The organism is Streptomyces sp. R818, from assembly GCF_056172735.1.
In genome coordinates this window covers 149,477-176,204 of the sequence record NZ_JAOCNE010000008.1, presented here as the reverse complement: position 1 = coordinate 176,204, position 26,728 = coordinate 149,477, and the positions used below count along the sequence as shown (strand labels likewise).

Sequence of the window (26,728 nt, the reverse complement as noted above, 5' to 3'; positions counted from 1 at the left end):
GCCTCGAAGGCGTCCCGCGCCTCGACCCGGTCGAGTCCGGAGCGCACCTGTTCCAAGTGGTCGTCGATGCCGACCCGGCGTCGGCTCTCCCCGCTCACTGCCAGTCCTGCGGGCGCTCCACCGACTCCAGGCGCAGCACCGGTCCTGTGCGGCTGTAGCGGCGGATCTGCGGGAGCGGCGGGTAGTAGGCGTGGACCGAGACCGCGTGCTCGGTGCGGGACTCGTTCAGCACCTCGTGCACATGGTGGCGGCCGAAGGCGCGGCCCTGACCGGCCCGCAAGCGGCGCTCGCGGTCGACCCCTTCGTCCAGTTCCAGGGTCTTCCAGCCGTCGGCGGGCAGCCGGGCGGCCAGAGCGTTCTCCTTCAGCTCGCCCGACGCCGTGAGGAAGGCACCGACGGACTCGGCGTGATCGTGCCAGCCGGTGCCGGTGCCGGGCGGCCAGCCGATGAGCCAGGCCTCACTGCCGCCGGGACCTTCGAGCCGCACCCAGGTACGGCCCTCCGGATCGAGCGGCAGGGAGTCGACGAGGTCACGGTCCGCGGCGACGCGGCGGACGAAGGCGAGCAGATCGGCCTGGGTGGGCGCGGTCGCCTCCGGCGAGGCGGGGGAAGACGTGGCCGCAGTGGGAACAGACATGGTTACCGTCCTGGAGTTCGCGAAGGACGCGTGCCGCGGCTGCCGGTGAACCATGCGTCGGCAGCGCGCCTCGGGCACGCGGAGAAGGGCGTGATCGGCGAATTCAGCAGGACGGGCGACACACGCAGCCCGCGTAGCGGACGAGGTCCATATGGACTCTCCGCCACAGGCGCACATCGGTGTCGATCGTCACGCTCCGGAGTACACCATGGTGGCGGATTCGGGTCAACCGACTCCATGCCGGCTCCAGAACGCCGCCACCGGCGATCGAGGACCGCTCAGGAAGGTCGCAGAAGCAGAGGGGTCAGGAGGAACGCGCCCCCGTCTCCACCGGGTCCCCTTCGGCGGGAGCCTCCTCCACCGGCCCTCCGAGCGCCGCCTGCGCCGCCTCGTACAGCTCGGCCGGGCGCACCCCGGTCAGCGCGGTGACCAGATGTCCGTCGGGGCGGATGAGGAGCACCGTGTGCGCGGCGGCGTCCGGGTAGCTCTCCGCGACGAGCAGCTCCGCCTCGTGGGGCAGCGCGGCGATGGCCGCGGCGAGGCGGGGCATGAGCCCCGCCGACATCCAGTGCTTGCGCTCCCACACGCCGGTGCCCGGGGCGACGAGAAGGACGATCAGGTGCCCGAGGCCGAACCGGTCCCGGAGCTGGACGAAGGTGCCGTCCGGCGCGGTCACCCGGACGTCGGCGACCGGCGCGCCCGGCGCCGTCCCCACCACCGTCCGCGAGTCGGAGGGCGGCGGCGCGAGCGGCGAGTCGGCGTAGCTCCCGGGGGCGCCGAGCGGGCCGAGGCCCAGGTGCCCGTCGGTGAGCAGGGCGTCGTGGCCCCGGGCGCCTCCGGGCACGTAGGAGCGCAGGCCCCTGGGGCCCTTGCCGCCGCGCAGTATGGGCAGGGCCTGGTCGGCGGCGCGCAGCCGGGCGGCGACGACGGTGCGGCGCTCGCTCTGGTAGCTGTCCAGCAGGGCCGGTGACACGGGGTGCGGGCCGTCGTGCCAGCTCAGGGCCAGTTTCCAGGCGAGGTTGTCGGCGTCGCGCAGCCCCTCGTCCAGGCCCTGGGTGCCGAGCGCGCCGAGCAGGTGCGCGGCGTCCCCGGCGACGAAGGCGCGGCCCACGCGCCAGCGGCGGGCGAGGCGGTGGTGGACGGTGTGGACGCCGGTGTCGAGCAGCTCGTAGGGCGGGGTGGAGCCTCCGCACCAGCCCGCGAGGGTCTCCCGGATGCGTGCCACCAGGACGTCCGGTGTGACCAGGTCGCTGCGGGGCGGCAGCAGCCAGTCCAGGCGCCAGACACCGTCGGCGAGGGGGCGGCCGACGATCTCCGGGCCCGCCGGACCCGAGGTCCGCCACGGAGGGCTCCGATGGAGCAACGCCTCACCGGGCCACGGAAGTTCCGTCCGCAGGGCGGCGATCGCGTACCGCTCGACGGCGGTGCGGCCGGGGAAGCGGATGTCGAGGAGCTTGCGGACCGTGGAGCGGGGGCCGTCGCAGCCGACCAGGTAACTGCCGCGCCACCATGTGCCGTTCGGGCCGCGCGTGTGCGCGGTCACCCCGGAGCGCTCCTGCTCGATCGCGTCCAGACGGCTGTCGACGGCGACCTTGACGAGCCGCTGCCGGTCGACGGCCGCGCGCAGGGCGCCGGTCAGTTCGTGCTGGGCGATGTGGAGGGGGGCCGCGGGCCCGGCCCCGTACGGCTCCTCACCGAAGGTGATCGTCCGCATCTCCTGCTTGCGGCGCATGGAGCGCCAGCCCGCCCATCGGGAGCCGGGCCTGTCGAAGGACGTGCCCGCGAGCCGTTCGACGAGCGCGGCGGTGTCCTCGCGGAGCACGACCGTACGGGCGGGGCGCGGTTCGTCCTTGCCGGGACCCTCGTCGAGCACCACGGACGGGACGCCGTGGCGGGCGAGGGCGAGCGACAGCGTGAGCCCGACGGGGCCCGCGCCGACGACGATCACCGGATCCACGGCGCGGCCCCTCCCGCCCCGGGAAGTCCGCCGGAAAGCGTCCCGCGCGGGGCGGGTGGCGTACTGGACGTACAAGAAGGGGCAGTTGGAGCGGGGTGCACGTTCACAGAGCGTATGCAACCCATTGCCGGTGCTTGCGTCAAGTGACGGAGGCAGTGGCGATCACGCCACTGCCTCCCAGACACCGGAACGGTCGATGATGCGCCGTCAGTTCCGGTCAGGTGCCGGTCGTGCCGCCGCCCTTGCCGAACGTCTGCTCGATCTCGGACAACTCCACGATCGGCTCGCCCGCCGGGGCCACGGCCACGCCCTTCTTGCCGGAGCGCCGGCCGCGACGCTCGATCCAGGTGGCGAGGGACGACAGCGCCAGACACATGGCGATGTAGATCGCGCCGACGACGATGACGACGGCGGTGATCGGGTTGTCACCGTTGACGATGATGTTGTTGGCCATCGTGCGGGCCGCGAACAGCAGCTCGCCGTAGGTGATGATGTAGCCGAGCGAGGTGTCCTTCAGGGTCACCACGAGCTGGCTGATCATCGTCGGCAGCATCGCGCGGACGGCCTGCGGCAGCAGCAGCATCGTCATCACCTGGGACTTGCGCAGACCCAGTGCGTACGCCGCCTCGACCTGGCCGCGCGGCACGGCGTTGACGCCGGCCCGGATGACCTCGGCCTGGACGCAGCCGTTGTAGACGGTCAGACCGATGGTGAGGGCCCAGAAGGCGGAGTTGTCGCCGACGACCCCGAGGTTCTCCTTGTAGGTGAGGAAGAGCACCCACAGGGCGTAGATCGTGATCAGCAGCGGGATCGCGCGGAACAGCTCGATGAAGCCGGTGGCGAACCAGCTGACGGCCTTGTGGTCGGAGAGCCGGGCCACCGCGAGCAGCAGTCCGAGGACCAGCGAGAGCACACCGGCCGCGGCGAACACCTTCAGGGTGGTGAGGACGCCGTCGCGGATGTTGGCGCGGACGCCCGCGTTGTTGAAGATGTTCCAGACCTCGGGCTCCAGCTGGCCCGTGACGTTCATCCGGTACAGGGTGAACGCGATGACGCCGAGCACCGCGACGGAGCCGACGACCGTGTAGATCCGGTTGCGCACCCGGGCCCTGGGGCCGGGCGCGTCGTACAGGACGCTCGAACCACTCATCGTGCGACCCCCATGCGGCGCTCGAGCAGCCGGAAGAGACCGCTGATGGCGAAGGTGATGATCAGGTAGCCGAGGGCCACCCAGAGGAAGATCCAGCCGATCGCGTAGCCCTTGTCGCTCAGCAGCTTCTGCACGCCGAAGAGTTCGGCGACGCTGAAGGCGCCCGCGATGGCCGAGTTCTTGGTCAGCGCGATGAAGATCGAGCTGAGCGGCGGCAGGACGGTCCGCGTGGCCTGCGGCAGGATGATCATGCGCAGGGTCTGCGAGAAGGTCATGCCGATCGAGCGCGCGGCCTCGGCCTGGCCGAGCGGCACCGTGTTGATGCCGGAGCGGACGGCTTCGCAGACGAACGCCGAGGTGTAGCAGCCGAGGGCGAGCAGCGCCTTGGTCCACGGGTTCAGACCCGGCAGGAAGATGACCGGGATGACGAACCAGACGACCAGGAAGAGCAGCGTCAGGGGCGTGTTGCGGAACAGCGTGACCCACGCGGTGCCGAACAGGCGGAGGGGCGGTACGGGGGAGACACGGAAACCGGCGATGATCACGCCGAGGACCATCGCCAGAAGTCCGCTGGCCAGGGTCAGCAGGACGGTGCCTATGAACCCCTCGCGGAACTCCGGGAGATAGTCGAGCAATACGTTCACGGGGATGTCCTCGTGGGCGGCGGCGGACGGGGCGACGGAGGAACGGGCGGCAAGGGTCCGCGCGGCGGGCGCGTCACAAGGACGCGCCCGCCGCGACTACAGAACCTCGGGCGCGCTGATCAGTAGCGCTCCAGCGCCGGCGGCTCGGTGTACGCGGAGCCGGACAGGCCGAGCGTCGCGTCGTACGCCTTCTTGTAGTCGCCGTTCTTCTGGTGCGCCTCGATGGCGTCGCTCACCGCGTCGCGCAGCGCCTTGTCGTCCTTGCCCATGCCGACGCCGTACGGCTCCTTGGTGAAGGGCTTGCCGACGACCTTCAGCTTCTCCGGGCGCTGGGCGGCGTAGCCCTTGAGGATGGCGTCGTCGGTGGTGACGGCGTCGACCTCGTTGTTGAGCAGCTGCTGCACGCACTCGGAGTACTTGGACAGCTCGATGGTCTTCGCGCCGTACTTGGGCTTCTTGATCTCCTGGAGCGGGGTCGAGCCCTTGATGGAGCAGACCGTCTTGCCCTTGAGCGAGTCGGGCCCGGTGATGGCCTTCTCGTCCTTGCGCACGAGGAGGTCCGCGCCGGCCAGGAAGTACGGACCGGCGAAGCCGACCTGCTTCTTGCGCTCGTCGTTGATCGTGTAGGTGCCGACGTAGAGGTCGACCTCGCCCTTGGAGATCGTGGTCTCGCGGACGTTGGAGTCGACCGTCTTGAACTCGATCTGGTCCGGCTTGAAGCCGAGGTCGGCGGCGACCATCTTGGCGATCTCGATGTCGAAACCGGAGCGCTTGCCGTCCGTGTCCTCGAAGCCGAGGTAGGGCTGGTCGTTCTTGGCGCCGACGACGAGCTTGCCGGCCTTCTGCGCCTTCTTCAGCGTCGCCGAGTCGACCTTGACGTCCGAGGCGACCTGGTAGGTGGGCAGCTTCGGCTGGTTCTTGCCGCCGGTGGTGCCGGCGGGCTTGTCACCGGCGTTGCCGGACTCGCCGCCACAGGCGGTCGCGGTCAGCGCGAGCACGGCCAAGGTCGCCACCGCGGCGGATTTGCGGAGCTTCATGGTGAACATCCTTATATGTCGGCGGATTCGCAGGGATCCGGATTCGCGGGGACCCAGGAGTACTGAGGGATCCAGAAGTACTGAGAGATCCAGAAGTACTGAGAGATCCAGGAGTGCGCTGGGGGATCCAGGAGTGCTGAGGGATCCAGGAGAACTAGTGGTGCAGGATCTTCGACAGGAAGTCCTTGGCCCGGTCGCTGCGCGGGTTGCTGAAGAACTGGTCGGGGGCCGACTCCTCGACGATCCGGCCGTCCGCCATGAAGACGACGCGGTTGGCGGCCGAGCGGGCGAAGCCCATCTCGTGCGTGACCACCACCATCGTCATGCCGTCCCGGGCGAGCTGCTGCATCACCTCGAGGACCTCGTTGATCATCTCCGGGTCGAGCGCCGAGGTCGGCTCGTCGAAGAGCATCACCTTCGGGTCCATCGCGAGCGCCCGCGCGATGGCGACGCGCTGCTGCTGGCCGCCGGAGAGCTGCGCGGGGTACTTGTCCGCCTGCGCGCCGACGCCGACCCGGTCAAGGAGGGCCCGGGCCTTCTCGTCGGCCGTCTTCTTGTCCGTCTTGCGGACCTTGATCTGGCCCAGCGTCACGTTCTCGAGCACGGTCTTGTGCGCGAAGAGGTTGAAGGACTGGAACACCATGCCCACGTCCGCACGGAGCTTGGCCAGTTCCTTGCCCTCCTGGGGCAGCGGCTTGCCGTCGATCGTGATCGCGCCGGAGTCGACCGTCTCCAGGCGGTTGATCGTGCGGCACAGGGTCGACTTGCCCGAGCCCGAGGGGCCGATGACGACGACGACCTCACCTCGGCCGACGGTCAGGTCGATGTCCTGGAGCACATGCAACGCTCCGAAGTGCTTGTTCACTTCGCGCAGCGCGACCAGCGCGTCGCCCGCAGGGGGAGTGGCGTCCTTGGTCACCGAAACTTCGGTCATCGGGGTCTTGCTCCATCCTCCTCGGTTGGGAGGACAGTAAAACGCCATGCGACCAGCGTCATTACATCTGAGGGGAAATTGAGCATAACGATCCGGCCGCAAGCGGACACTATGGGTGAAGGGGACGCGGACCCACGTACCGGCTGCATAACGGAACCCGGCTGTGACCCGCGAGCCCTTGACGACTGTCTCGTCCATCGGCGTGGATGCCCTGGTGAACCCGGAGGGACCGGGGGGAGACCGGGGCGATACCGGCGGGGGACCAGGGTGCGGGAGGGGGCCGGAATGAAACTGCTGCTCGTCGAGGACGACGACCACGTGGCCGCGGCCCTGTCCGCCGTCCTGGCCAGGCACGGCTTCACGGTGCGCCACGCGCGAAGCGGCGAGGAGGCGCTGGCGGCCCTCGTCCCCGAGCCCGACGCCTTCGGGGTCGTCCTGCTCGACCTCGGCCTGCCCGACCAGGACGGCTACGAGGTCTGCGGCAAGATCCGCAAGCGCACCGCGACCCCCGTCATCATGGTCACCGCGCGCGCGGACGTGCGCTCGCGCATCCACGGGCTCAATCTGGGCGCCGACGACTACGTGGTGAAGCCGTACGACACCGGTGAACTCCTCGCCCGCATCCACGCGGTGAGCCGGCGCAGCGCGGCCGGGGAGAGCGCGCCCGCGGGCGAGACCGGGCTGCGCCTCGGCGGCGTCCACATCGAACTGCCCACCCGCCAGGTGACGGTGGAGGGGGCGGTCGTCCAGCTCACCCGCAAGGAGTTCGACCTGCTCGCCCTGCTCGCGCAGCGGCCCGGCGTGGTCTTCCGGCGGGAGCAGATCATCAGCGAGGTGTGGCGCACGAGTTGGGAGGGGACGGGGCGCACCCTGGAGGTGCACGTCGCCTCCCTGCGCTCCAAACTGCGCATGCCCGCCCTCATCGAGACCGTGCGCGGCGTCGGCTACCGGCTCGTCGCGCCGGCCGCCGAGCGGAACCCGTAGGGTCCCCGGGTGCGCGCCCGTCTGCTTCCGCTGCTCATCGTCCTCATGGCGGGCGTCCTGCTCGCGCTCGGTTTTCCGCTCGCGGTGAGCGTGGCCTCCGCCCAGCAGCAGAAGGTCGTCGTCGACCGCATCGACGACACGGCCCGCTTCGCCTCCCTCGCCCAGTTCGTCACCACGCGCTCCGACGAGGACGAGGACGAGGGCGGGAACGGGGACGGGGGCGGGGACGGGAAGGCGGACGGGAAGGCGGACGAGGACCGGGAGAGCGGGGAGGCCGCGGAGACCGGGGCGGACGAGCGGCAGCAGACGCTCCAGAAGGAGATAGCCCGCTACCACGACGTCTACGGCATAAAGGCGGGCGTCTTCTACCGTGACCGGAGCCCGATGGGCCGGGCGCCCAGCGACTTCGGCGTGCCCCGCGAGGACGGCCAGGTGCGCGCCGCGTTCGACGAGGCGCTGTACTCGCGCGGCAGCCACGACCCGCCGCAGGTGTGGCCCTGGCAGCGGGGCCGCGTCGTGGTCGCCTCACCGGTCATCCGCGACGGCGACGTGGTCGCGGTCGTCGTCACCGATTCGCCCACCGGCGCCATGCGCTCCGCGACCCTGCGCGGCTGGCTGATCATCGCGGCGGGCGAGTTCGCCGCGATGCTCCTCGCGGTGGGCGCCGCCCTGCGCCTGACCGGCTGGGTCCTGCGCCCCGTACGGATCCTGGACGCGACCACCCACGACATCGCCACCGGACGGCTGAAGTCCCGGGTCGCGGCGACCGGCGGGCCGCCGGAACTCCGGCGCCTGTCCCGTTCGTTCAACGAGATGGCGGACAACGTCGAGGACGTGCTCGAACAGCAGCGCGCCTTCGTCGCCGACGCCTCGCACCAACTGCGCAACCCGCTGGCCGCCCTGCTGCTGCGCATCGAGGTCCTGTCCTACGAACTGCCGGAGGGGAACGAGGAGATCGCGTCCGTACGGGCCGAGGGCAAGCGCCTGGCCCGGGTCCTCGACGACCTGCTCGACCTGGCCCTGGCCGAGCACGCCGCCGCCGACCTGCGGCTCACCGACATCGGGGAGCTGGCCGCCGAGCGCGTCGGGGCGTGGCGCCCGGCCGCCGACGAGAAGGGGGTGCGCCTGGTCGCCGAGTGCCCCGCGGCCACCGGCTGGGCCGATCCGATCGCGCTGTCCAGCGCCCTGGACGCGGTGGTCGACAACGCCCTGAAGTTCACGCCCCCGGGCGAGACGGTCACCGTCACGGTCGCGGCGAACGGGGAGACGACCGCCGTCGAGGTCGCCGACGGCGGCCCCGGTCTGCGCGAGGAGGAGCTGGCGCGGATCGGCGACCGGTTCTGGCGCAGCGGACAGCACCAGAACATCAAGGGCTCGGGGCTCGGCCTCTCCATATCCCGGGCGCTGCTCACGGCGGGCGGCGGCTCGATCGCGTACGCGCCGAACGCACCGCACGGGCTGCGGGTGACGGTGCGGGTGCCGCGGACGGCACCGCCCCGATGACCTCTCCAGGCGTCAGGGCTTGACGGAGCGGTAATAGCGGCGCGCGCCCTCGTGCAGCGAGAGCGGGTCGGTGTAGACGGCGGTCCTGAGGTCGACGAGCTGGGCGGCGTGCACCTTGGTGCCGATGTGGTCGCGGCTGTCGATGACCGTGCGCGTCACCGCCTCGGTCAGCTCGGGGCTGGTGCGGTCGGTGGTCACCAGGAGGTTCGCGACGGCCAGGGTGGTGACGGCCTTGCCGCGCTGCGCCGCCGGGTAGGCGTCGGCGGGCATCACGGCGGCCCGGTAGTAGCGGGAGGACTCGCCCTGCTTGTGCAGCGCTTTGACGAGACCGCCCATCTCCACGAGGCGCACCGGGAATTCCTTCGACAGTTCGCCGACATGGTTGGTGGGCAGGCCACCGGACCAGAAGAACGCGTCGATCTGCCCCGACTTGAGTGCCTTGGGCATGGCGTCTATGCCGATGCCCACGGGGGTGATGTCCCGGTTGATGTCCAGGCCCGCCGCGCGCAGCACCTTGTCGGCGATCAGGCGCACCCCGGACCCTTCCCCGCCCACGGCGACCTTCAGACCGCGCAGGCCGGCGACGTCCTCCACGGGGGACGAGCGCGCCACGACGAGCTGCATGTAGTCGTCGTAGAGGCGGGCGCAGCCGCGCAGCCGCAGCGCGCCCGGCCGGTCCTCGTACTGGTACTTGGCGACCGCGTCGGCCGCCGCGATGGTGAAGTCGGCCTTGCCGGTGGCCACCCGTTCCACGTTGTCCCAGGACCCCTCGCTGCCGGTCAGGTCCACGTCGAGCCGGGGCAGGTCGCGGGAGAGGGCCGTCTTGAGCAGGTTGCCGTACTTCTCGTAGACGCCGGTACGGGCGCCGGTGCTGATCGTGACGCGCCCGCTCTGCCCCGCGTCGCCCAGCGGCAGCAGCCACCACAGGAGCAGCGCGGACACCACGACCCCCGCGGCGGCGCCCTGGAGGGCGCGGCGGCGGGTGACCCGGGTCAGCGACGGCGGCATGGCGCGATCCTGCCAGGTCGGACCGGGCCTGACCAGGCCCGGCGAGGCAGGACGCGGGCCCCGGTTCCGCCCCCTTCGGCACCGTGTGAGGAACGCCCCCGAGTACCCCATACCCTTGTTGTCATGAGCAGCAGTGACCCGCGTCCGGCCGTGGACGGCCTCGCAACCGAAGCCCCCAAGACCTACGAGGTGCGCACCTACGGGTGCCAGATGAACGTCCACGACTCCGAGCGCTTGTCCGGCCTCCTCGAAGGCGCGGGCTACGTCCGCGCCCCCGAGGGCTCCGACGGCGACGCCGACGTGGTGGTCTTCAACACCTGCGCGGTCCGCGAGAACGCCGACAACAAGCTCTACGGCAACCTCGGCCGCCTCGCGCCCAGGAAGACGCAGCGCCCGGGCATGCAGATCGCGGTCGGCGGCTGCCTCGCCCAGAAGGACCGCGACACCATCGTCAAGAAGGCGCCCTGGGTGGACGTCGTCTTCGGCACGCACAACATCGGCAAGCTGCCCGTCCTCCTGGAGCGCGCCCGCGTCCAGGAGGAGGCGCAGGTCGAGATCGCGGAGTCCCTGGAGGCGTTCCCCTCCACGCTGCCCACCCGCCGCGAGAGCGCGTACGCGGCCTGGGTCTCGATCTCGGTCGGCTGCAACAACACCTGCACCTTCTGCATCGTCCCCGCCCTGCGCGGCAAGGAGAAGGACCGCAGGACCGGCGACATCCTCGCGGAGATCGAGGCCCTGGTCGCCGAGGGCGTCAGCGAGATCACCCTGCTCGGCCAGAACGTGAACGCGTACGGCAGCGACATCGGCGACCGCGAGGCGTTCAGCAAGCTGCTGCGCGCCTGCGGCTCCATCGAGGGCCTGGAGCGCGTCCGCTTCACCTCCCCGCACCCGCGCGACTTCACCGACGACGTGATCGCCGCCATGGCCGAGACGCCGAACGTGATGCCGCAGCTCCACATGCCGATGCAGTCGGGATCGGACACGGTCCTCAAGGCGATGCGCCGCTCGTACCGCCAGGAGCGCTTCCTCGGCATCATCGAGAAGGTCCGCGCCGCCATGCCGCACGCGGCGATCTCGACCGACATCATCGTGGGCTTCCCCGGCGAGACCGAGGAGGACTTCGAGCAGACGATGCACGCCGTGCGCGAGGCCCGCTTCGCCAACGCCTTCACCTTCCAGTACTCCAAGCGCCCCGGCACCCCGGCCGCGACCATGGAGGGGCAGGTCCCCAAGGAGGTCGTCCAGGCGCGCTACGAGCGCCTCGTCGCCCTCCAGGAGGAGATCTCCTGGGAGGAGAACAAGAAGCAGGTCGGCCGCGTCCTGGAGCTGATGGTCGCCGAGGGCGAGGGCCGCAAGGACGGCTCCACGCACCGCCTCTCGGGCCGCGCCCCCGACAACCGCCTGGTCCACTTCACCAAGCCCGACGCCGAGGTCCGCCCCGGCGACGTGGTCACCGTGGAGATCACCTACGCGGCCCCGCACCACCTGCTCGCCGAGGGCTTGGTCCTGAACGTGCGTCCCACGCGCGCGGGCGACGCATGGGAGCGCCGCACCAAGGAGCAGCAGGACAAGAAGCAGGGCGTCCTGCTCGGCCTGCCCAAGATCGGCGTCCCGGAGCCGCTCCCGGCGGTCACCGGGGGCTGCGCCGTCGACTGAGCGGACGGCACGGGGCTGCTCTTAGTAAGCTGCTGATCATGCTTGTCGCCGCAGCCGTGTGCCCCTGCCCTCCCTTGCTCGTGCCGGAGGTCGCGGCCGGTGCCGCCCCCGAGCTGGACGCGGCGCGCGAGGCGTGCGACGAGGCGCTGCGCGCGCTTCTCGCGGCCGGGCCCGACCTGATCGCGGTCGTCGGTCAGGGCGCGCGAGACGAGTTGTACGAGGTGGGTGCGGGCGGCTCCTTCCGCCCCTTCGGCGTCGACGTGGAGGTCGCCCTCGGCGCCGGACCCCGGAGCGGGGACGCCGTGCTGCCGCCGTCGCTGAGCGTTGGCGCATGGCTGCTCGCGCGTGCGGGCTGGGAAGGCCCCGTACGCGGCCGTGAAGTGACGTCCGCACGCTCCTGGCCCACCAACGGCGAGGACGGCGTCCACGTCGCCTCCTGGGCGGACCGCGTGGGCCTGCTCGTCATGGGCGACGGCACCGCCTGCCGCTCGGTCAAGGCACCGGGCTACCTGGACGAGCGGGCCGAAGGCGTCGACGCGCGCATCGCTGAGGCCCTGCGTACGTGCGACCAGGACGGCTACCTGGCCGGTCTGGACGCCGGTCTCGCCGCCGAGCTGAAGATCTCCGGCCGCGCGCCCTGGCAGCTGCTCTCCGCGGCCTGGGCGGCGGACCACGACGACGACCAGAGCACGGGCCGCCTCCTGTACGAGGACGCGCCCTACGGCGTCGGCTACTTCGTGGCCTCCTGGACATGAGCCGCGCCTTCAAGCCCGCTTCCCGGCCGTAAGGCCGTACAAGGCCGCAAGGCCGTAAACAAGCCTCCGCACGCGACACGGCGACGGCCGCGAAGCTCCCCGGGCTTCGCGGCCGTCGCCGTGCGCTGTGACAGAAGGGAAGGCGGCGTCAGGACGCCGTCGGGGGAGAGGGCGGAGTGCCGCCGTCCTTACCGTCCTGCGCGGCCATCCGGTCCAGAGCGTCCTTCGCCTTGCTCGTCCCCTGCTGGATCTTGTCGCTGTACTTGCCCTTGGTCCTGTCGTCGACCGCCTTGGCGGCCTTGTCCAGACCCTGGTCGATCTTGTCCCCGTGCTGCTGCGCGAGTTCGGAGACCTTGTCCTTGGCAGGGGCGAGCTTGGCTCTCAGGTTGTTCAGGAAGCTCATGGATCCACCTTTCCTGGCGTCCTCGCGGAAGCTACTTGCGGGCGCTCTCGCCTGCCGCCTCGCTGTCGGCGGCCTGCTCCACGGACTGCTGCTGCGGAATCTCGACGTTCTCCGGCGCGGCCGACCCGGCCGCTTCGTCGCCCTCGGCCTCCCCGGCCTTCCGCTCGGCCGTGACGCCCTCAGCGGCTCCGGCGGCCTCGGCGGCCTCGGACGCGGCACCCTCCGCGCTCGTCCCGCCCTCCGCGGCGTCCGTCTCCGGCTCGCCGGTCACCTCGGCGGTCTGCTCCTCGGCGGCCTGCGCCGAGTCGCTGTCCTTGGCTTTCCGGCGAAACATTGCAAAAACGCCCATTTCAACTCCATACGTTACTCGTGTGGGCGAAATCCCGCCCAGCCCGGTGCGTCCCATTGCGTCGCCCGGGTCACCGGTCCTCGAAAACCGACGGGTGGAACCTCGCAACAGGCAACGACCCCGAAGGCGTGGCGTCACGTAGCTCGTTCGAGAAGCGGGGTCCGGGTTTGCGAGACTGGGGCGGTGAACAGCGCAGCTCCCGCCCCGCGGGTCATCGCCGTCGTCGGTCCGACCGCGGCCGGAAAGTCAGATCTGGGCGTCTTCCTGGCCAGGGAACTGGGCGGTGAGGTCGTCAACGCCGACTCCATGCAGCTCTACCGTGGGATGGACATCGGCACCGCGAAGCTGACGCCCGAGGAGCGCGCCGGGATCCCGCACCACCTCCTGGACATCTGGGACGTCACGGAGGCCGCCAGCGTCGCCGAGTACCAGCGGCTCGCCCGCGCCGAGATCGACCGCCTCCTGGCCGCGGGCCGCTGGCCGATCCTGGTCGGCGGCTCCGGGCTCTACGTCCGCGGCGCCGTCGACAAGATGGAGTTCCCCGGCACCGACCCCGCGATCCGCGCCCGCCTGGAGGACGAGCTGGCGCTGCGCGGCTCCGGCGCCCTGCACGCCCGGCTCGCCGCGTCCGACCCCGAGGCGGGCGCCGCGATCCTGCCGAGCAACGGCCGCCGCATCGTGCGCGCCCTGGAGGTCATCGAGATCACCGGAAAGCCGTTCACGGCCAACCTGCCCGGACACGACTCGGTCTACGACACCGTCCAGATCGGCGTCGACGTCGCGCGCCCCGAACTCGACGCACGCATCGCCACGCGCGTGGACCGCATGTGGGAGGCCGGCCTCGTCGACGAGGTGCGCGGCCTCGCCGAGCGCGGTCTGCGCGAAGGACGTACGGCCTCGCGCGCCCTCGGCTACCAGCAGGTACTCGCCGCGCTCGCCGGTGAGTGCACCGAGGAGGAGGCGCGCGCGGAGACCGTCCGCGCCACGAAACGCTTCGCGCGCCGCCAGGACTCATGGTTCCGCCGCGACCCGCGCGTGCACTGGCTGAACGGGGCCGTGGCCGAGCGCGGGGAACTTCAGGGCCGGGCCCTGGCGTTGGTCGAACGACCGGTCACAGCCTGATCACGTGATGGCATCGGGACGCTCCGGCCGTCATCCCGGCCTTCCCGGCCGTGCCATCATCGACCAACGATCGACCAGTGGAGTCCGAAGTGGGAGGGCGCGTGGCGATGGAGGCCGGCCCTCGTGACACCGCACCGGGCGGGGAACAGTTGAGCCCCGACGGTCCAGAGGCGACCCCGGACGGCGTGATCGCCGACGGGCCCACCGCCGAGGAGCTGACCGCCCAGGACGAGGCGGCCGAGGTCGAGATCGAGCTGCGCCCGCAGCGCAGACTGCGCATCTGGCAGCTCGCCCCCATCGTGATGCTCGCCACCATCGGCTCGCTGATGTTCGCCTTCCCGCTCTTCTTCGAGTTCGGGGACGGCGGCGCGGTCGTCGCCATGCTGGGCCTGCTGATCAGCTCGTGCGCGGCAGGCTGGGGCATGATGGCCGCCCGCCGGGTGGGCTACACCCTGCCGGGCCTCCCGCCCCGCGGCTCGGGCCGCTGGCCGGACTGGCGCGTGGTCGGTGCCTACGTCGTCGTGGTCGCCGCGGTGGCGGTCCTGGCCGTCTGGCGCGTGGCCCGGCTGCGCTGACCGCGCCGCCCGGAGTGTCGGACCGATCTCGTACGATCGAGAAATGACCACCTTCCTCAAGGGCCACGGGACGCAGAACGACTTCGTGATCATCCCGGACGCGGAGAACGGCATCGAGCTGTCCGCCGCCGCGGTGGCCGCGCTGTGCGACCGCCGTGCCGGTATCGGCGCCGACGGCGTGCTGCACGTCGTGCGTTCCGCCGCCCACCCCGAGGCGCGCGCCATGGCGGCCGAGGCCGAGTGGTTCATGGACTACCGCAACGGGGACGGCTCGATCGCCGAGATGTGCGGCAATGGGGTGCGGGTCTTCGCCCGCTACCTCCAGCGCGCCGGGCACGTGGGCGAGGGCGATGTCGCCGTGGCCACGCGCGGCGGCGTCAAGCGTGTCCACATCGACAAGGAAGGCCTGGTCACGGTCGGGATGGGCCGGGCGGAGCTGCCCGCGGGGGACGTCACCGTCTCCGTCGGCGAGCACACCTGGCCCGCGACGAACGTGAACATGGGCAATCCGCACGCCGTCGCCTTCGTCGACGATCTGGCGCAGGCGGGCACGCTGTACGACGCGCCCCCGTTCGCCCCGGCGAGCGCCTACCCGCAGGGCGTCAATGTCGAGTTCGTCGTCGATCGGGGACCCCGGCACGTCGCCATGCGCGTGCACGAGCGCGGCTCCGGCGAGACCCGCTCCTGCGGCACAGGCGCCTGCGCGGTGGCCGTCGCCGCGGCCCGAAGAGACGGCCTGGACCCCGCTGTCACCGGGACTCCGGTGACGTACGAGATCGATCTGCCCGGCGGCCGGCTCACCATCACCGAGCGGCCCGGCGGCGAGATCGAGATGACGGGGCCCGCGGAGATCGTGGCCGAGGGCGTGCTCGACGCGGACTGGTTCGCGTCGCTCCCCGCGTCCCCGGTCGAACAAGCAGGCCGAGAAGGCGAAACCGTAAACCTGTGAACTGTCGCTCGAATGGGTGATCCGTTTCACGCTGGGCGAGAGCTGGACTGTGGCACGTGATGGGCTCGGTAGCATCAAGCACCGGTCCGGACGGGTGCCCCCGCCAGCCCGCCGCCGGGTCGAGAAAGCCGGAGGTGCTCATGAGTGCGGAGGCGACCAACCCCGCCATGCCAGGGGCGATCACGCCCGGAGCACCCCGCAGGCGTGGCCGGCCCCGGATCGACCTGCGCCGCCTCGGCCGCGCCGCGCTCCTCGGCTCCACCGGCCGTGACCGGCTCCCCGACGCCATCGGGCACGTCGTCGAGGCCCACCGCGCGCACTATCCGGACGCCGACCTCGACGCGCTGCACCGCGCCTACGTCCTGGCCGAGTCCTCGCACCGCGGCCAGATGCGCAAGAGCGGCGAGCCCTACATCACGCACCCGCTCGCGGTGACGCTGATCCTGGCCGAACTGGGCGCCGAGAACACCACCTTGACCGCCTCCCTGCTGCACGACACCGTCGAGGACACGGACGTCACCCTCGACCAGGTGCGCACGGAGTTCGGCGAGGAGGTCGCCTACCTCGTCGACGGCGTCACCAAGCTGGAGAAGGTCGACTACGGGGCCGCCGCCGAGCCCGAGACGTTCCGCAAGATGCTGGTCGCCACCGGCAACGACGTACGCGTGATGTCGATCAAGCTCGCCGACCGCCTGCACAACATGCGCACCCTCGGCGTCATGCGCCAGGAGAAGCAGGAACGGATCGCCAAGGTCACCCGCGACGTCCTCATCCCGCTCGCCGAGCGGCTCGGCGTCCAGGCGCTCAAGACCGAGCTCGAGGACCTTGTCTTCGCGATCCTCCACCCCGAGGAGTACGCGCGCACCCGCACCCTCATGGCGGTCAACGCGGCCCGCGCGGACGACCCGCTCGCGGAGATCGCCGAGGAGGTGCGCGGCGTGCTGCGCGAGGCGGGCCTGAGCGCCGAAGTCCTCATCCGGCCGCGCCACTTCGTCTCCGTGCACCGCGTCAGCCGCAAACGCGGCGAGCTGCGCGGCTCCGACTTCGGCCGCCTCCTCGTCCTGGTCGCGGAGGACGCGGACTGCTACGGCGTGCTCGGTGAACTGCACACCTGTTTCACGCCGGTGGTCTCGGAGTTCAAGGACTTCATCGCCGTCCCCAAGTTCAACCTCTACCAGTCGCTGCACACCGCCGTGGCCCGCGGCGACGGCGAGGTCGCCGAGGTCCTCATCCGCACCCACCAGATGCACAAGGTGGCGGAGGCGGGCGTCGTCGCCCTCGGCAATCCCTACACGCCCTCCGGCGAGGAGCAGCCCGACCCCGCCGACGAAGGCGCCGAGCGCTCCGACCCCACCCGCCCTGGCTGGCTCTCCCGCCTCCTCGAATGGCAGCAGTCGGCGCCCGACACCGACATGTTCTGGTCGACCCTGCGCGAGGACCTCGCCCAGGACCGCGAGATCACCGTCTTCCGGCCCGACGGCGGCACGATCGGCCTGCCCGCGGGCGCCAGCTGCGTCGACGCCGCCTACGCGCAGTACGGGGAGGACGCCCACGCCTGCATCGGGGCACGTGTCAACGGCCGTCTCGCCACGCTCGGCACGGTCCTCGTCGACGGCGACACCGTGCAGCTCCTCATGGACCGCATGGAGGGCGCCGCCGCCTCCGAACCGTCCCGCGACTGGCTCGACCACGCCCGTACGCCCGCCGCCCGCATCGCCATCAGGCGCTGGCTGGCCGCGCACCCCGAGGGCCCGAGCGCCCCCGAAGCGGCGCCGCGCGCCCCGTACAGCGGGCCCTCCGCGCGCCCCGCCACCGCCAACGCGGTGGTCGACCAGCCCGGCGCCACCGTGCGCCTGGCCGGCTGCTGCACGCCGGTACCGCCCGACGAGATCACCGCCTTCGCCGTCCGCGGCGGCGTCGTCACCGTGCACCGTGTCGAGTGTCCCGGCGTGACCCGGATGAAGGACGCGGGGCGCGCGGAGGTCGGCGTGCGCTGGGCCGACGCGGCGAGCTCTGAGTACCGGGTCACCCTCGTCGCCGAGTCGTTCAGCCGCCCGCATCTCCTGGCCGACCTCACCGAAGCCATAGCGCTGGAGGGCGTCGCCATCATCTCGGCGAATGTCGAACCGCCCACCCAGGGCGGCGTCCGGCACACGTACACCCTCCAACTCCCCGACGCCGCCCACCTGCCGGGCCTGATGCGGGCGATGCGGAACGTGCCGGGGGTGTACGACGTGGGGCGTGGCAAGGGCGCGGCGGCGGGGGCCGTCTGATCCTGCCCGGCGCCGCCGGGGACCTCGTTCGGGTGGCAGTGGCGTGTGCCGACGGTGCGCGCGCCCGCGCGCTGATAGCCGTAGTCCATGCTGCTCAGCTCCCGAAAGCCCCGCACCGCCGCGCTCGTCACCGCCGGTGTCTGCGTCGCCCTGCTCGCGGCGTCCGCGCCGCAGGCGGCCACCCCGCTCGGTATCGGTGACCGCCTCTTCCCGCACCTGGGGAACCCCGGGTACGACGTCGAGTCGTACGACATCGCCTTCACCTACGGCGGCGACAACAGCAAACCGCTCCCCGCCGTCACCAGGATCACCGCGCGGGCGACGGCCCCGCTCGACCGGATCAACCTCGACTTCTCCCACGGAACAGTGCGCTCCGTGGAGGTCAACGGGGCCGCGGCCCGCTTCGCGACCAGTGACGAGGACCTGATCGTCACCCCTGACCGGCCGGTGGCCCAGGGGCAGCCGCTGCGCATCACCGTCCGCCACACCAGCAACCCCATGCCCGCCAAGAAGACGGACGTCGGCTGGATCCGCACCAAGGACGGGCTCGCCATGGCCAACCAGGCGGACGCCGCACACCGCGTGTTCCCCAGCAACGACCACCCGTCCGACAAGGCCTACTTCACCTTCCGCGTCACCGCGCCCAAGGCGCTCCAGGCCGTCGCCAACGGTCGCCTCCTGGAGAGGAGGCAGCGTGCTGCGGCCACCACGAGCTGGGTGTACCGCACCGCCCACCCCATGGCCACCGAACTGGCGCAGGTCTCCATCGGCAGTTCCACCGTCCTGCACGGCAAGGGCCCGCACGGCCTTCCGGTGCGTGACGTCGTGCCCACCAAGGACGTCAAGGCGCTGCGCCCCTGGCTCGCCAAGACGCCCGACCAGATCGCCTGGATGGAGAGCAAGGTCGGCCGCTACCCGTTCGAGAACTACGGTCTGCTCATCGCCGAGGCGAGCACCGGCTTCGAGCTGGAGACGCAGACCCTCTCCCTCTTCGAGCGGGACGTCTTCGTCCGCCCCGAGTACCCGAAGTGGTACGTCGAATCGATCATGGTGCATGAGCTGGCGCACCAGTGGTTCGGCGACAGCGTCAGCCCCCGCACCTGGTCCGACCTCTGGCTCAACGAGGGCCACGCCACCTGGTACGAAGCGTTGCACACCGAGGAGAAGTTCCACTACGCCCTGGACAAGCGGATGCGCAACGCCTACAAGAGCTCCGACGGCTGGCGCGCCGGCGGCGGCCCGCCCGCCGCGCCCAAGGGGCCCAAGGCAGGCGAGAAGATCAGCATTTTCCGCCCGGTCGTCTACGACGGCAGCGCCCTGGTCCTCTACGCGCTGCGCCAGGAGATCGGCAAGGAGGCGTTCGAACGCCTGGAGCGCGCGTGGGTGAGCACCCACGCCGACGAGAGCGCGACCACGGCGGACTTCGTCGCCCTCGCCTCCCGGGTCGCCGGACGCGACCTGACCGGCTTCTTCCAGGACTGGCTCTACGCGAAGAAGACGCCGCCGATGCCCGGCCACCCGGACTGGAAGTCCGACCCGGTGGGGAAGGCGGCGAAGAAGTAGGGCGCGCGGCAGGGCTTCGGCCCGGCTGTCACGGGAAATAACCCGGATGACGAGACGGCCCGTCCCGTGCGACCATCTTCGGGTCGGGAATCCCGGGGGCGGGCCGAGCGTTGTGCCTGATACCGGAGGCTCTGGGCAGCCAGGGCCCCGACCATCGAAGACCAGTCCTCCAGCGACGTAAGGATCCAATGACCTCCTCTTCTTCCCCTTCCCAGGACGCGCAGAGCTTCGCCCGGAGCCTTGCGCCGAACACCACCGAAGGTCTTCGGGCCGATGCCCTGATGGAAGAGGACGTCGCCTGGAGCCACGAGATCGACACGGCGCGGGACGGTGATCAGTTCGACCGCACCGAGCGCGCGGCCCTGCGCCGCGTGGTGGGCCTCTCCACCGAGCTCGAGGACGTCACCGAGGTCGAGTACCGCCAGCTCCGCCTGGAGCGCGTGGTCCTCGTCGGCGTCTGGACGTCCGGCACGGTCGACGACGCGGAGAACTCCCTCGCGGAGCTCGCCGCCCTCGCCGAGACCGCGGGCGCTCTGGTCCTCGACGGCGTCATCCAGCGCCGCGACAAGCCGGACGCGGCCACGTACATCGGCTCGGGCAAGGCGCAGGAGCTGCGGGACATCGTCCTGGAGACCGGTGCCGACACGGTCGTCTGCGACGGTGAGCTGAGCCCCGGCCAGCTCATCCACCTCGAGGACGTCGTCAAGGTCAAGGTGGTCGACCGGACCGCGCTGATCCTCGACATCTTCGCCCAGCACGCCAAGTCCCGCGAGGGCAAGGCGCAGGTCGCGCTCGCGCAGATGCAGTACATGCTGCCGCGCCTGCGCGGCTGGGGTCAGTCGCTCTCCCGGCAGATGGGTGGCGGTGGCTCCTCCGGCTCCGGCGGCGGCATGGCCACGCGTGGTCCCGGTGAGACCAAGATCGAGACGGACCGGCGCCGGATCCGCGAGAAGATGGCGAAGATGCGCCGTGAGATCGCGGAGATGAAGACGGGCCGCGAGATCAAGCGCCAGGAGCGCCGCCGCAACAAGGTGCCCTCGGTCGCCATCGCCGGTTACACGAACGCGGGCAAGTCGTCCCTGCTCAACCGCCTCACGGGCGCGGGCGTCCTGGTGGAGAACGCGCTGTTCGCCACCCTCGACCCGACCGTGCGCCGGGCCGAGACGCCGAGCGGCCGGCTCTACACGCTGGCCGACACGGTCGGCTTCGTCCGGCACCTGCCGCACCACCTCGTCGAGGCGTTCCGCTCCACGATGGAGGAGGTCGGCGACGCCGACCTGATCCTGCACGTGGTCGACGGTTCGCACCCCGCGCCCGAGGAGCAGCTCGCCGCCGTGCGCGAGGTCGTCCGCGACGTCGGGGCCACCAAGGTCCCCGAGATCGTGGTGATCAACAAGGCGGACGCGGCCGACCCGCTGGTCCTCCAGCGGCTGATGCGCCAGGAGAAGCGCTCGATCGCCGTCTCGGCCCGTACGGGCGCCGGGATCGAGGAGCTGCTCGCGCTCATCGACGTCGAGCTGCCGCGGCCCGAGGTCGAGATCGAGGCGCTCGTGCCGTACACGCACGGCAAGCTGGTCGCGCGGGCGCACACCGAGGGCGAGGTCATCTCCGAGGAGCACACCCCGGAGGGCACCCTGCTCAAGGCCCGCGTCCACGAGGAACTGGCGGCGGACCTCGCGCCGTACGTCCCGACGGCGGCGGGCACGCGCTGACGCCGAGCACCACGCGCCGTAAATGAAGGAGCCCCGCCCGGTCGACCGGGTGGGGCTCCTTGCTGCGTTCCGGCTGCTCAGCGCCTACTGGCCGCCGTGCTTCTCGCTCATCATGTCGAAGACCTGCTGCGCCTCACGGCCCAGCTGCGGTCCCGCGAGCCAAGTGTTGCCGGCCGGGCCGATCGACGTGTTCGACACCAGGACGGTCTTGCCGCTCCGCACGCGGAACCAGCCGCCGCCCGACGAACCGCCCGTCATCGTGCAGCCGATCCGGTACATCGTCGGCTGCTCGGGCTGAGCGAGAGCCGGCCGGGCCGGTCGAGGCACTTGTTCATCAGCAGACCGTCGAACGGGGGAGCGGCCGGGTAGCCCCACGCGCCCATCGACCCCACCGACTGGGCGGACGGCGCCGAGAAGTCCACCTCGAGCGCGTTGCCGACCGTTTCCTCCAGGGACTTGGTGCCCTGCTCAGGCTTCACGTGCAGCACGGCGAAGTCGTACGGCGCGCCCGCGCCGCCCGACTCGGCGCCCTGGTCGATCCACTCCTGCGAGGTGGAGGCCCAGTCGGCCCAGTAGGTGCCGTACGGGGCGATCTCCGTCTGCGTCGCATTGCGCAGCGCGCTCGCCGACTTGCCCTGGTCGTTGTAGGAGGGCACGAACGCGATGTTGCGGTACCAGCCGCCCGCCGAACCCGCGTGCACGCAGTGGCCCGCGGTCCATACGAGGTTCGACCTGCCCGGGTTGCGGGGGTCCTTCACGACGGTGCCGGAGCAGACCATCGAGCCCTCGGGGGAGTCGAAGAAGACCTTGCCGACCGGTGCCGCGTTCTCGTGGTACGGCGTCTTCTCGGCCCGCGCGGGAACCGGCTCGGGCTCCGGGTCGGTGACGCCCTGGTCGGTCGCGTAGTCCTTCGCCGCGATCGTCTTCTTCGGCTCCTCGGCGGACTTCATCCGCTCGGGCTTCCACAGGCCCTCGATGACCGGGTTGACGAAGTCGCCCGCCTCGCGCAGCCAGTCGTCCTTGTCCCAGTTCTTCCAGGCCCCGTTCTTCCACTTGTCGGGGTCGATGCCGTGCTTCTTCAGCTGATCGGCGAGGCCGGCCGCCAGCTCGGCACCGCCCTCGGAACCGCCGGACGCCTGCGACGAGGCGTCGGCCGTGCTCCCCGCCGCGCCCTCCTTGCCGTCCGAACCGTCATTGCAGGCGGTGGCGGTGAGTGCCAAGGCGGCGGCGACAGCGGTGGCGGCGACGACGGTGCGCCGTCTCCGGTCGCGGACGACGGACGGACGTGTGAAACGCATGGTGCAATTACCCCCGTGAGAAACGCAAGATCAAATGCAATCGAACGCAAGGTCTGACAGCTGTGTTTGTCATGTATTTGTCATTAGCTTGTCAGTGCCTAACAGCTGTAACTTCCTGAGCTTGTCAGTGAGGTCGCGGTCTCCGCGCGTACCCGTTCCGACACAGCACCCCACTATGCCTGGGGATGTGAGGACGAACGGCGGCGGGCCGGTGAAGGTTTCCGCACCCCCCAGCCGCCGCTCGGTGACACCGCCGGGCCGGTTACTGCCCGGCGTACTTCTTGCTCACGGCGTCATAGATCCCCTTGGCCTCCTTGCCGAGACGCGGACCGGCGAGCCACCCCGCCGTCACCGGACCGATCGAGGTGTTGGAGATCAGCGCCGGCTTGCCGTCGGAGCCCTGGCCGATCCAGCCGCCACCGGACGAACCGCCGGTCATCGTGCAGCCGATGCGGTACATCGTCGGGTCCGTCGTGTTCAGCGAGAGCCGCCCGGGCTTGTCCGCGCACTGGAACAACTGCTGGCCGTCGTAGGGCGGCGCCGCGGGGTATCCCTTGGCCGTCAGCTCGGAGATCTTCGGCACCGCCGGCGCGTTGAAGTCCACCGGAAGCGACGCGCCCACCGTCTCCTCCAGGGACTTGCCCGAACCGCCCTTCTCCGGCGTCACATGAATGACGGCGAAGTCGAACGGCGCACCCGCACCTCCGGTCGGCCCGCCCCGCTCGATCCACTGGTCGGACGTCTGCGCCCAGTTGCCCCACCACACACCGTACGGAGCCACCTCGCTCCTGGGTGCGCCCTGCAGATCGGCGGCCGACTTGCCCGCGTTGTTGTACGACGGCACGAACGCGATGTTGCGGTACCAGCCGCCCTTCGCACCCGCGTGCACACAGTGACCGGCCGTCCAGATCATGTCGGACTTGCCGGGGTGGGCGGGGTCGGAGACCACGGTGGCCGAGCAGACCATCGACCCCTCGGGGCCGTCGAAGAACAACTTGCCCGCGTACGGCGCGCTGTCGTGGTACGGCGTCGCGGCGACCGCCGCCTTCACCGGCTGCGGCGTCGGGTCCGTCACGCCCTGGTCACCGGAGATGTCGTTCTCGTCGACTTCGCCGCCAGGGTTCTTGTCGGCGTCCTGCATCCGGTCCGAGTCCCACAGGCCCTCGATGATCGGGTTGACGAAGTCCTGCGCCTCACGCAGCCACTTGTCCCGGTCCCAGTTCTTCCACTCGCCGTTCTTCCACTTGTCCGGATCGATCCCGTGTTCCTTCAACTTCTCCTTGATGTTGTCCGGGATCTGGAACGAGCCGCCGCCCGCGCTCGCGGAGGACGACGCCTTGTCGCTCGCCTCGTCCTCGCTCGGGCCGCACGCGGTCGCGGTGAGGGCGAGCACCGCGCCGAGAGCAACGGCCGCCGCCACGGGGGACGTTCTGCCGCGCACGCTCCTCGCGCGGCGATCGGCGAACAGCGGACGTATGGATCGCATGGTGGGACTCCCCCTGGGCTTCGAGATCAGTGCACTGCCGAAACAGTCGAACATGCGCGGTGGACGGGCCGCTTCGCCCCTCCCCGAACGGCAACCCACACTATGCCGGTGCCGTCGGGGACGACCGACGGAACAGCAACGGTTCCGTCACGGAGGGATCTTGGGGGTGGGGTGGGATGGGGTGGGGATGGGGTGGGCGTGATTCGAGGCGGGACGGGTGTGATCCGGTGCGGGGTGCGGGGTGCGGGGCGGTGGGGACCGGTGCGGGGCGGGTGGGGTCCGGTGCGGTCCGGCGTGGCTTGGGTGCGAACTAGTACGGCTCGGGTGCGAACTGGTACGGCTCGGGTGCGATTGGGTGTGATCTGGTGCGACCTGGTGCGGGCGATCTGTGGCGCAGGTCTCCCAAGGAGTCTGCGGCTGGGCCGTGTTTCCGCCGCGCCCTCGTCGTTAGGGCCTACTGGGGGTCCGCGGTCGGCACTCAGCCCTCGAACCGTCCTGGCGTGCTGCCGGGACGGCCCTTCGCTGCTGTGTCCGCCGACTCGGTCCGCCCTTCGGTGTGCCGACGAGCCCAGTCGGCCGTCTACGCAGCGGGAGGACCAGCAGCCGTGGCCTTGACCGGAGAGGCCCCCTTGGAAGGGGATGCGCGCGGGACATCCGCACGCGAAAGCGCCCTGCACGACGGCATCCTGCGCCGCCAGTCCGCGCGGGAGTCGGCCGCGCGGACCTACGCGCGCGCCCTGCCGATCGTGCCGGTACGGGCCCGCGGCCTCACCATCGAGGGAGCGGACGGCCGCCGATACCTGGACTGCCTCTCCGGCGCGGGCACCCTCGCCCTCGGCCACAACCACCCGGTGGTGCTCGAAGCCATCCGCAAGGTGCTCGACTCCGGAGCGCCGCTGCACATCCTCGACCTGGCCACCCCGGTCAAGGACGCCTTCACCACCGAGCTGTTCCAGACCCTGCCGCCCGCCCTCGCCGACCGGGCCCGCATCCAGTTCTGCGGCCCGGCCGGAACGGACGCCGTCGAAGCCGCCCTGAAACTGGTCCGCGCCGCCACCGGCCGCCCCGGCCTCCTCGCCTTCGCCGGTGCCTACCACGGCATGACCGCCGGGGCCCTCGAAGTATCGGGCGGCGCCCAGGACATCCGGGTCGCGCGCCTCCCCTACCCGCAGGACTACCGCTGCCCGTTCGGTATCGGCGGCCCGCGCGGGGCCGAACTCGCCGCCCGCTGGACCGAGACGCTCCTCGACGACACCAAGTCGGGGGTGCCGCTCCCGGCCGGCATGATCCTTGAACCGGTGCAGGGAGAGGGCGGCGTCATCCCCGCCCCCGACACCTGGCTCCGCCGCATGAGGGCGCTCACCGAGGCCCGGGGGATCCCGCTGATCGCCGACGAGGTGCAGACCGGGGTCGGCAGGACCGGCGCTTTCTGGGCCGTCGACCACAGCGGTGTCGTGCCGGACGTGATGGTCCTGTCCAAGGCGATCGGCGGGAGCCTCCCGCTCGCCGTTGTCGTCTACCGTGACGACCTCGACGTCTGGGGCCCCGGCGCCCACGCCGGAACCTTCCGCGGCAACCAGCTCGCCATGGCCGCCGGCACCGCGACCCTCGCCTACGTACGCGAGAACGGCCTCGCCGAACGCGCCGGCGCCCTCGGGACCCGCATGATGGCCCAACTCCGCGCACTGGCACGGGAGTACCCCTGCATCGGCGACGTGCGAGGGCGCGGCCTCATGATCGGGGTGGAACTGGTCGACCCAGCAGGGGCCACACGCCCCACCACCCATGTGGCGCCGGCCGCCGCCACCGCCCGTACCGGCAACGAGGCCGAGGGCGCGATCACCGCCACTGACGCCGGGGGATCCGCTTATCCCGCCGGCGCCTTGCACACCGGCCCCGACGACCTCACAGCCGACCCCCTCCTCGGCGAACCGGCGACCATGCCGCTCCCCGCCGCCCCGGCGCTGGCCGCGGCCGTCCGCGACGCCTGCCTGGACCGCGGCCTGATCGTCGAACTCGGCGGCCGCCACTCCAGCGTCGTACGCCTCCTGCCTCCCCTCACCATCACCGATGAACAGGCAGCGGCGATCGTCGACCGGCTCGCGGACGCCCTGGCCGCCGTAGCCCGGACGCACTCCTAGCCACAGCAGCACACGGCGGCACGCCCTGCCCCAGCGACAGCCGCGGTAACCGGAAAAGCCGGACCACCGCCCCACGGAGCCTCTCACCCCACGCAAGGAAGCCCTCTTGAACGCCACTCCCGCATCCGACGGCCGCCCCCGCCCCCTCGCCGCAGGCGCCTGCGACCCGCAGACCGCGAGCGACCCGGAGCACGAAGCGGCCCCCCGGCTCAAGACCGGCGTCCAAGAGGCCGAACGTCCGCACACCTCACTCACCGACGCCACCGGCACTCTCAACGCCGACGGGGCCACGGACATCGTCGACGCCACGGATGCGTTCCGCACCACGGACGCGTTCCAGCCGACGGACGCCATCCAGGCCAAGGGCGCTTTCCCAGACACGGACGCTATCCAGGCCGAGGACGAGGACCTTTTCCAGATGACGGATGCCATCCAAACCAAGGCCGCGATCCAGACCAAGGCCGCGATCCAGAACGCGGACGCTATGCAGGCCAAGGGCGGCTTCCAGAACGCGGACGCCGTCCAGGCCAAGGGCGGCTTCCAGAACACGGACGCCTTGCAGGCCAAGGGCGCCGTCCAAACCAAGGGCGCC

The 26,728-nt window shown here is 71.2% G+C and carries 22 protein-coding genes and 1 pseudogene; 11 read left to right on the top strand and 12 right to left on the bottom strand.

Annotated elements, in window-relative coordinates; translation table 11 throughout:
* Positions 1–94: 94 nt before the first annotated feature.
* The 7 genes from N5I75_RS23010 to N5I75_RS22980 form a co-directional block, all read right to left on the bottom strand.
* Complete coding sequence (locus tag N5I75_RS23010; RefSeq protein ID WP_476680080.1) at positions 95–637, bottom strand: cupin domain-containing protein; 543 nt, start codon at positions 635–637, stop codon at positions 95–97.
* 103 nt (positions 638–740) lie between these two features.
* Positions 741–812 carry a putative leader peptide gene (locus N5I75_RS23005; protein ID WP_309544753.1) on the bottom strand — a complete coding sequence of 24 codons (72 nt, stop codon included), beginning with the start codon at positions 810–812 and terminating at the stop codon, positions 741–743.
* Positions 813–941: 129 nt separating this feature from the next.
* Positions 942–2,594 (bottom strand): FAD-dependent monooxygenase, encoded by a 1,653-nt coding sequence (locus N5I75_RS23000; protein ID WP_476680078.1) that lies wholly within the window; start codon positions 2,592–2,594, stop codon positions 942–944.
* A 217-nt stretch (positions 2,595–2,811) separates the two neighbouring features.
* Positions 2,812–3,744: an amino acid ABC transporter permease gene (locus N5I75_RS22995; RefSeq protein WP_476680076.1), complete on the bottom strand. Its 933-nt coding sequence runs from the start codon at positions 3,742–3,744 to the stop codon at positions 2,812–2,814.
* Positions 3,741–4,388, bottom strand: a complete 648-nt coding sequence (locus N5I75_RS22990; RefSeq protein ID WP_361076989.1) for an amino acid ABC transporter permease — start codon at positions 4,386–4,388, stop codon at positions 3,741–3,743. Before N5I75_RS22990 ends, N5I75_RS22995 begins: the two co-directional genes overlap by 4 nt.
* Before the next feature lie 119 nt (positions 4,389–4,507).
* Positions 4,508–5,425 (bottom strand): glutamate ABC transporter substrate-binding protein, encoded by a 918-nt coding sequence (locus tag N5I75_RS22985; protein WP_476680074.1) that lies wholly within the window; start codon positions 5,423–5,425, stop codon positions 4,508–4,510.
* Between the two features lie 154 nt (positions 5,426–5,579).
* Positions 5,580–6,359 carry an amino acid ABC transporter ATP-binding protein gene (locus N5I75_RS22980; RefSeq protein WP_476680072.1) on the bottom strand — a complete coding sequence of 260 codons (780 nt, stop codon included), beginning with the start codon at positions 6,357–6,359 and terminating at the stop codon, positions 5,580–5,582.
* A 285-nt stretch (positions 6,360–6,644) separates the two neighbouring features.
* On the opposite strand from N5I75_RS22980, the gene N5I75_RS22975 reads away from it, so the two are divergent.
* Positions 6,645–7,343 (top strand): response regulator transcription factor, encoded by a 699-nt coding sequence (locus N5I75_RS22975; RefSeq protein WP_476680070.1) that lies wholly within the window; start codon positions 6,645–6,647, stop codon positions 7,341–7,343.
* A gap of 9 nt (positions 7,344–7,352) precedes the next feature.
* Positions 7,353–8,846 carry a sensor histidine kinase gene (locus N5I75_RS22970; protein ID WP_476680068.1) on the top strand — a complete coding sequence of 498 codons (1,494 nt, stop codon included), beginning with the start codon at positions 7,353–7,355 and terminating at the stop codon, positions 8,844–8,846.
* A gap of 12 nt (positions 8,847–8,858) precedes the next feature.
* Here the strand turns inward: N5I75_RS22970 and N5I75_RS22965 are convergent, their stop codons facing one another.
* Positions 8,859–9,854, bottom strand: coding sequence for a TAXI family TRAP transporter solute-binding subunit (locus N5I75_RS22965; protein ID WP_476680066.1), 996 nt, complete (start codon positions 9,852–9,854; stop codon positions 8,859–8,861).
* Between the two features lie 123 nt (positions 9,855–9,977).
* On the opposite strand from N5I75_RS22965, the gene miaB reads away from it, so the two are divergent.
* Entirely contained in the window at positions 9,978–11,510 is a 1,533-nt protein-coding gene (gene miaB / locus N5I75_RS22960; protein WP_476680064.1) for a tRNA (N6-isopentenyl adenosine(37)-C2)-methylthiotransferase MiaB, read from the top strand.
* A gap of 38 nt (positions 11,511–11,548) precedes the next feature.
* Positions 11,549–12,265, top strand: a complete 717-nt coding sequence (locus tag N5I75_RS22955) for a class III extradiol dioxygenase subunit B-like domain-containing protein (protein ID WP_476680062.1) — start codon at positions 11,549–11,551, stop codon at positions 12,263–12,265.
* Between the two features lie 148 nt (positions 12,266–12,413).
* On the opposite strand, the gene N5I75_RS22950 is transcribed toward N5I75_RS22955, so the two are convergent.
* Both N5I75_RS22950 and N5I75_RS22945 read right to left on the bottom strand, forming a co-directional pair.
* Positions 12,414–12,668, bottom strand: coding sequence for an antitoxin (locus tag N5I75_RS22950; protein ID WP_476680060.1), 255 nt, complete (start codon positions 12,666–12,668; stop codon positions 12,414–12,416).
* Positions 12,669–12,699: 31 nt separating this feature from the next.
* Positions 12,700–13,017 (bottom strand): hypothetical protein, encoded by a 318-nt coding sequence (locus tag N5I75_RS22945; RefSeq protein WP_476680058.1) that lies wholly within the window; start codon positions 13,015–13,017, stop codon positions 12,700–12,702.
* 183 nt (positions 13,018–13,200) lie between these two features.
* Between N5I75_RS22945 and miaA the strand changes: the two genes are divergently transcribed.
* The 6 genes from miaA (at position 13,201) to hflX (ending at position 21,211) form a co-directional block, all read left to right on the top strand.
* Positions 13,201–14,139 (top strand): tRNA (adenosine(37)-N6)-dimethylallyltransferase MiaA, encoded by a 939-nt coding sequence (gene miaA, locus N5I75_RS22940; RefSeq protein ID WP_476680056.1) that lies wholly within the window; start codon positions 13,201–13,203, stop codon positions 14,137–14,139.
* Positions 14,140–14,246: 107 nt separating this feature from the next.
* Positions 14,247–14,714 (top strand): hypothetical protein, encoded by a 468-nt coding sequence (locus N5I75_RS22935; protein ID WP_361077184.1) that lies wholly within the window; start codon positions 14,247–14,249, stop codon positions 14,712–14,714.
* Positions 14,715–14,757: 43 nt separating this feature from the next.
* The gene (dapF, locus tag N5I75_RS22930; protein WP_476680054.1) at positions 14,758–15,663 is read left to right on the top strand and encodes a diaminopimelate epimerase; all 906 of its coding nucleotides are present in this window, start codon (positions 14,758–14,760) and stop codon (positions 15,661–15,663) included.
* Between the two features lie 140 nt (positions 15,664–15,803).
* A complete protein-coding gene (locus N5I75_RS22925; RefSeq protein ID WP_476680052.1) occupies positions 15,804–17,936 on the top strand; it encodes a RelA/SpoT family protein in 2,133 nt (710 codons plus the stop codon).
* A gap of 87 nt (positions 17,937–18,023) precedes the next feature.
* Positions 18,024–19,499, top strand: a complete 1,476-nt coding sequence (locus N5I75_RS22920) for a M1 family metallopeptidase (protein WP_476680050.1) — start codon at positions 18,024–18,026, stop codon at positions 19,497–19,499.
* Between the two features lie 188 nt (positions 19,500–19,687).
* A complete protein-coding gene (gene hflX / locus N5I75_RS22915) occupies positions 19,688–21,211 on the top strand; it encodes a GTPase HflX (RefSeq protein WP_476680048.1) in 1,524 nt (507 codons plus the stop codon).
* An 84-nt stretch (positions 21,212–21,295) separates the two neighbouring features.
* Here hflX and N5I75_RS22910 read toward each other — a convergent pair.
* Together N5I75_RS22910 and N5I75_RS22905 are read right to left on the bottom strand one after the other, a co-directional pair.
* Positions 21,296–22,509, bottom strand: a pseudogene (locus tag N5I75_RS22910) (trypsin-like serine peptidase).
* 262 nt (positions 22,510–22,771) lie between these two features.
* Positions 22,772–23,995: a trypsin-like serine peptidase gene (locus N5I75_RS22905; protein WP_476680046.1), complete on the bottom strand. Its 1,224-nt coding sequence runs from the start codon at positions 23,993–23,995 to the stop codon at positions 22,772–22,774.
* A gap of 629 nt (positions 23,996–24,624) precedes the next feature.
* Between N5I75_RS22905 and N5I75_RS22900 the strand changes: the two genes are divergently transcribed.
* Positions 24,625–26,136 (top strand): diaminobutyrate--2-oxoglutarate transaminase family protein, encoded by a 1,512-nt coding sequence (locus tag N5I75_RS22900; protein WP_476680130.1) that lies wholly within the window; start codon positions 24,625–24,627, stop codon positions 26,134–26,136.
* Positions 26,137–26,728 lie beyond the last annotated feature (592 nt).

What these genes read in the sequence shown, in the direction of transcription:
- N5I75_RS23010 (WP_476680080.1), bottom strand. Translation starts at nt 637, where the DNA reads ATGTCTGTTCCCACTGCGGCCACGTCTTCCCCCGCCTCGCCGGAGGCG.
- miaB (WP_476680064.1), top strand. Translation starts at nt 9,978, where the DNA reads ATGAGCAGCAGTGACCCGCGTCCGGCCGTGGACGGCCTCGCAACCGAA.
- hflX (WP_476680048.1), top strand. Translation starts at nt 19,688, where the DNA reads ATGACCTCCTCTTCTTCCCCTTCCCAGGACGCGCAGAGCTTCGCCCGG.
- N5I75_RS22980 (WP_476680072.1), bottom strand. Translation starts at nt 6,359, where the DNA reads ATGACCGAAGTTTCGGTGACCAAGGACGCCACTCCCCCTGCGGGCGAC.
- N5I75_RS22995 (WP_476680076.1), bottom strand. Translation starts at nt 3,744, where the DNA reads ATGAGTGGTTCGAGCGTCCTGTACGACGCGCCCGGCCCCAGGGCCCGG.
- N5I75_RS22950 (WP_476680060.1), bottom strand. Translation starts at nt 12,668, where the DNA reads ATGAGCTTCCTGAACAACCTGAGAGCCAAGCTCGCCCCTGCCAAGGAC.
- N5I75_RS22920 (WP_476680050.1), top strand. Translation starts at nt 18,024, where the DNA reads ATGCTGCTCAGCTCCCGAAAGCCCCGCACCGCCGCGCTCGTCACCGCC.
- N5I75_RS22965 (WP_476680066.1), bottom strand. Translation starts at nt 9,854, where the DNA reads ATGCCGCCGTCGCTGACCCGGGTCACCCGCCGCCGCGCCCTCCAGGGC.
- N5I75_RS22935 (WP_361077184.1), top strand. Translation starts at nt 14,247, where the DNA reads ATGGAGGCCGGCCCTCGTGACACCGCACCGGGCGGGGAACAGTTGAGC.
- N5I75_RS22925 (WP_476680052.1), top strand. Translation starts at nt 15,804, where the DNA reads ATGAGTGCGGAGGCGACCAACCCCGCCATGCCAGGGGCGATCACGCCC.
- N5I75_RS22905 (WP_476680046.1), bottom strand. Translation starts at nt 23,995, where the DNA reads ATGCGATCCATACGTCCGCTGTTCGCCGATCGCCGCGCGAGGAGCGTG.
- N5I75_RS22945 (WP_476680058.1), bottom strand. Translation starts at nt 13,017, where the DNA reads ATGGGCGTTTTTGCAATGTTTCGCCGGAAAGCCAAGGACAGCGACTCG.
- N5I75_RS22975 (WP_476680070.1), top strand. Translation starts at nt 6,645, where the DNA reads ATGAAACTGCTGCTCGTCGAGGACGACGACCACGTGGCCGCGGCCCTG.
- N5I75_RS22985 (WP_476680074.1), bottom strand. Translation starts at nt 5,425, where the DNA reads ATGAAGCTCCGCAAATCCGCCGCGGTGGCGACCTTGGCCGTGCTCGCG.
- dapF (WP_476680054.1), top strand. Translation starts at nt 14,758, where the DNA reads ATGACCACCTTCCTCAAGGGCCACGGGACGCAGAACGACTTCGTGATC.
- N5I75_RS22955 (WP_476680062.1), top strand. Translation starts at nt 11,549, where the DNA reads ATGCTTGTCGCCGCAGCCGTGTGCCCCTGCCCTCCCTTGCTCGTGCCG.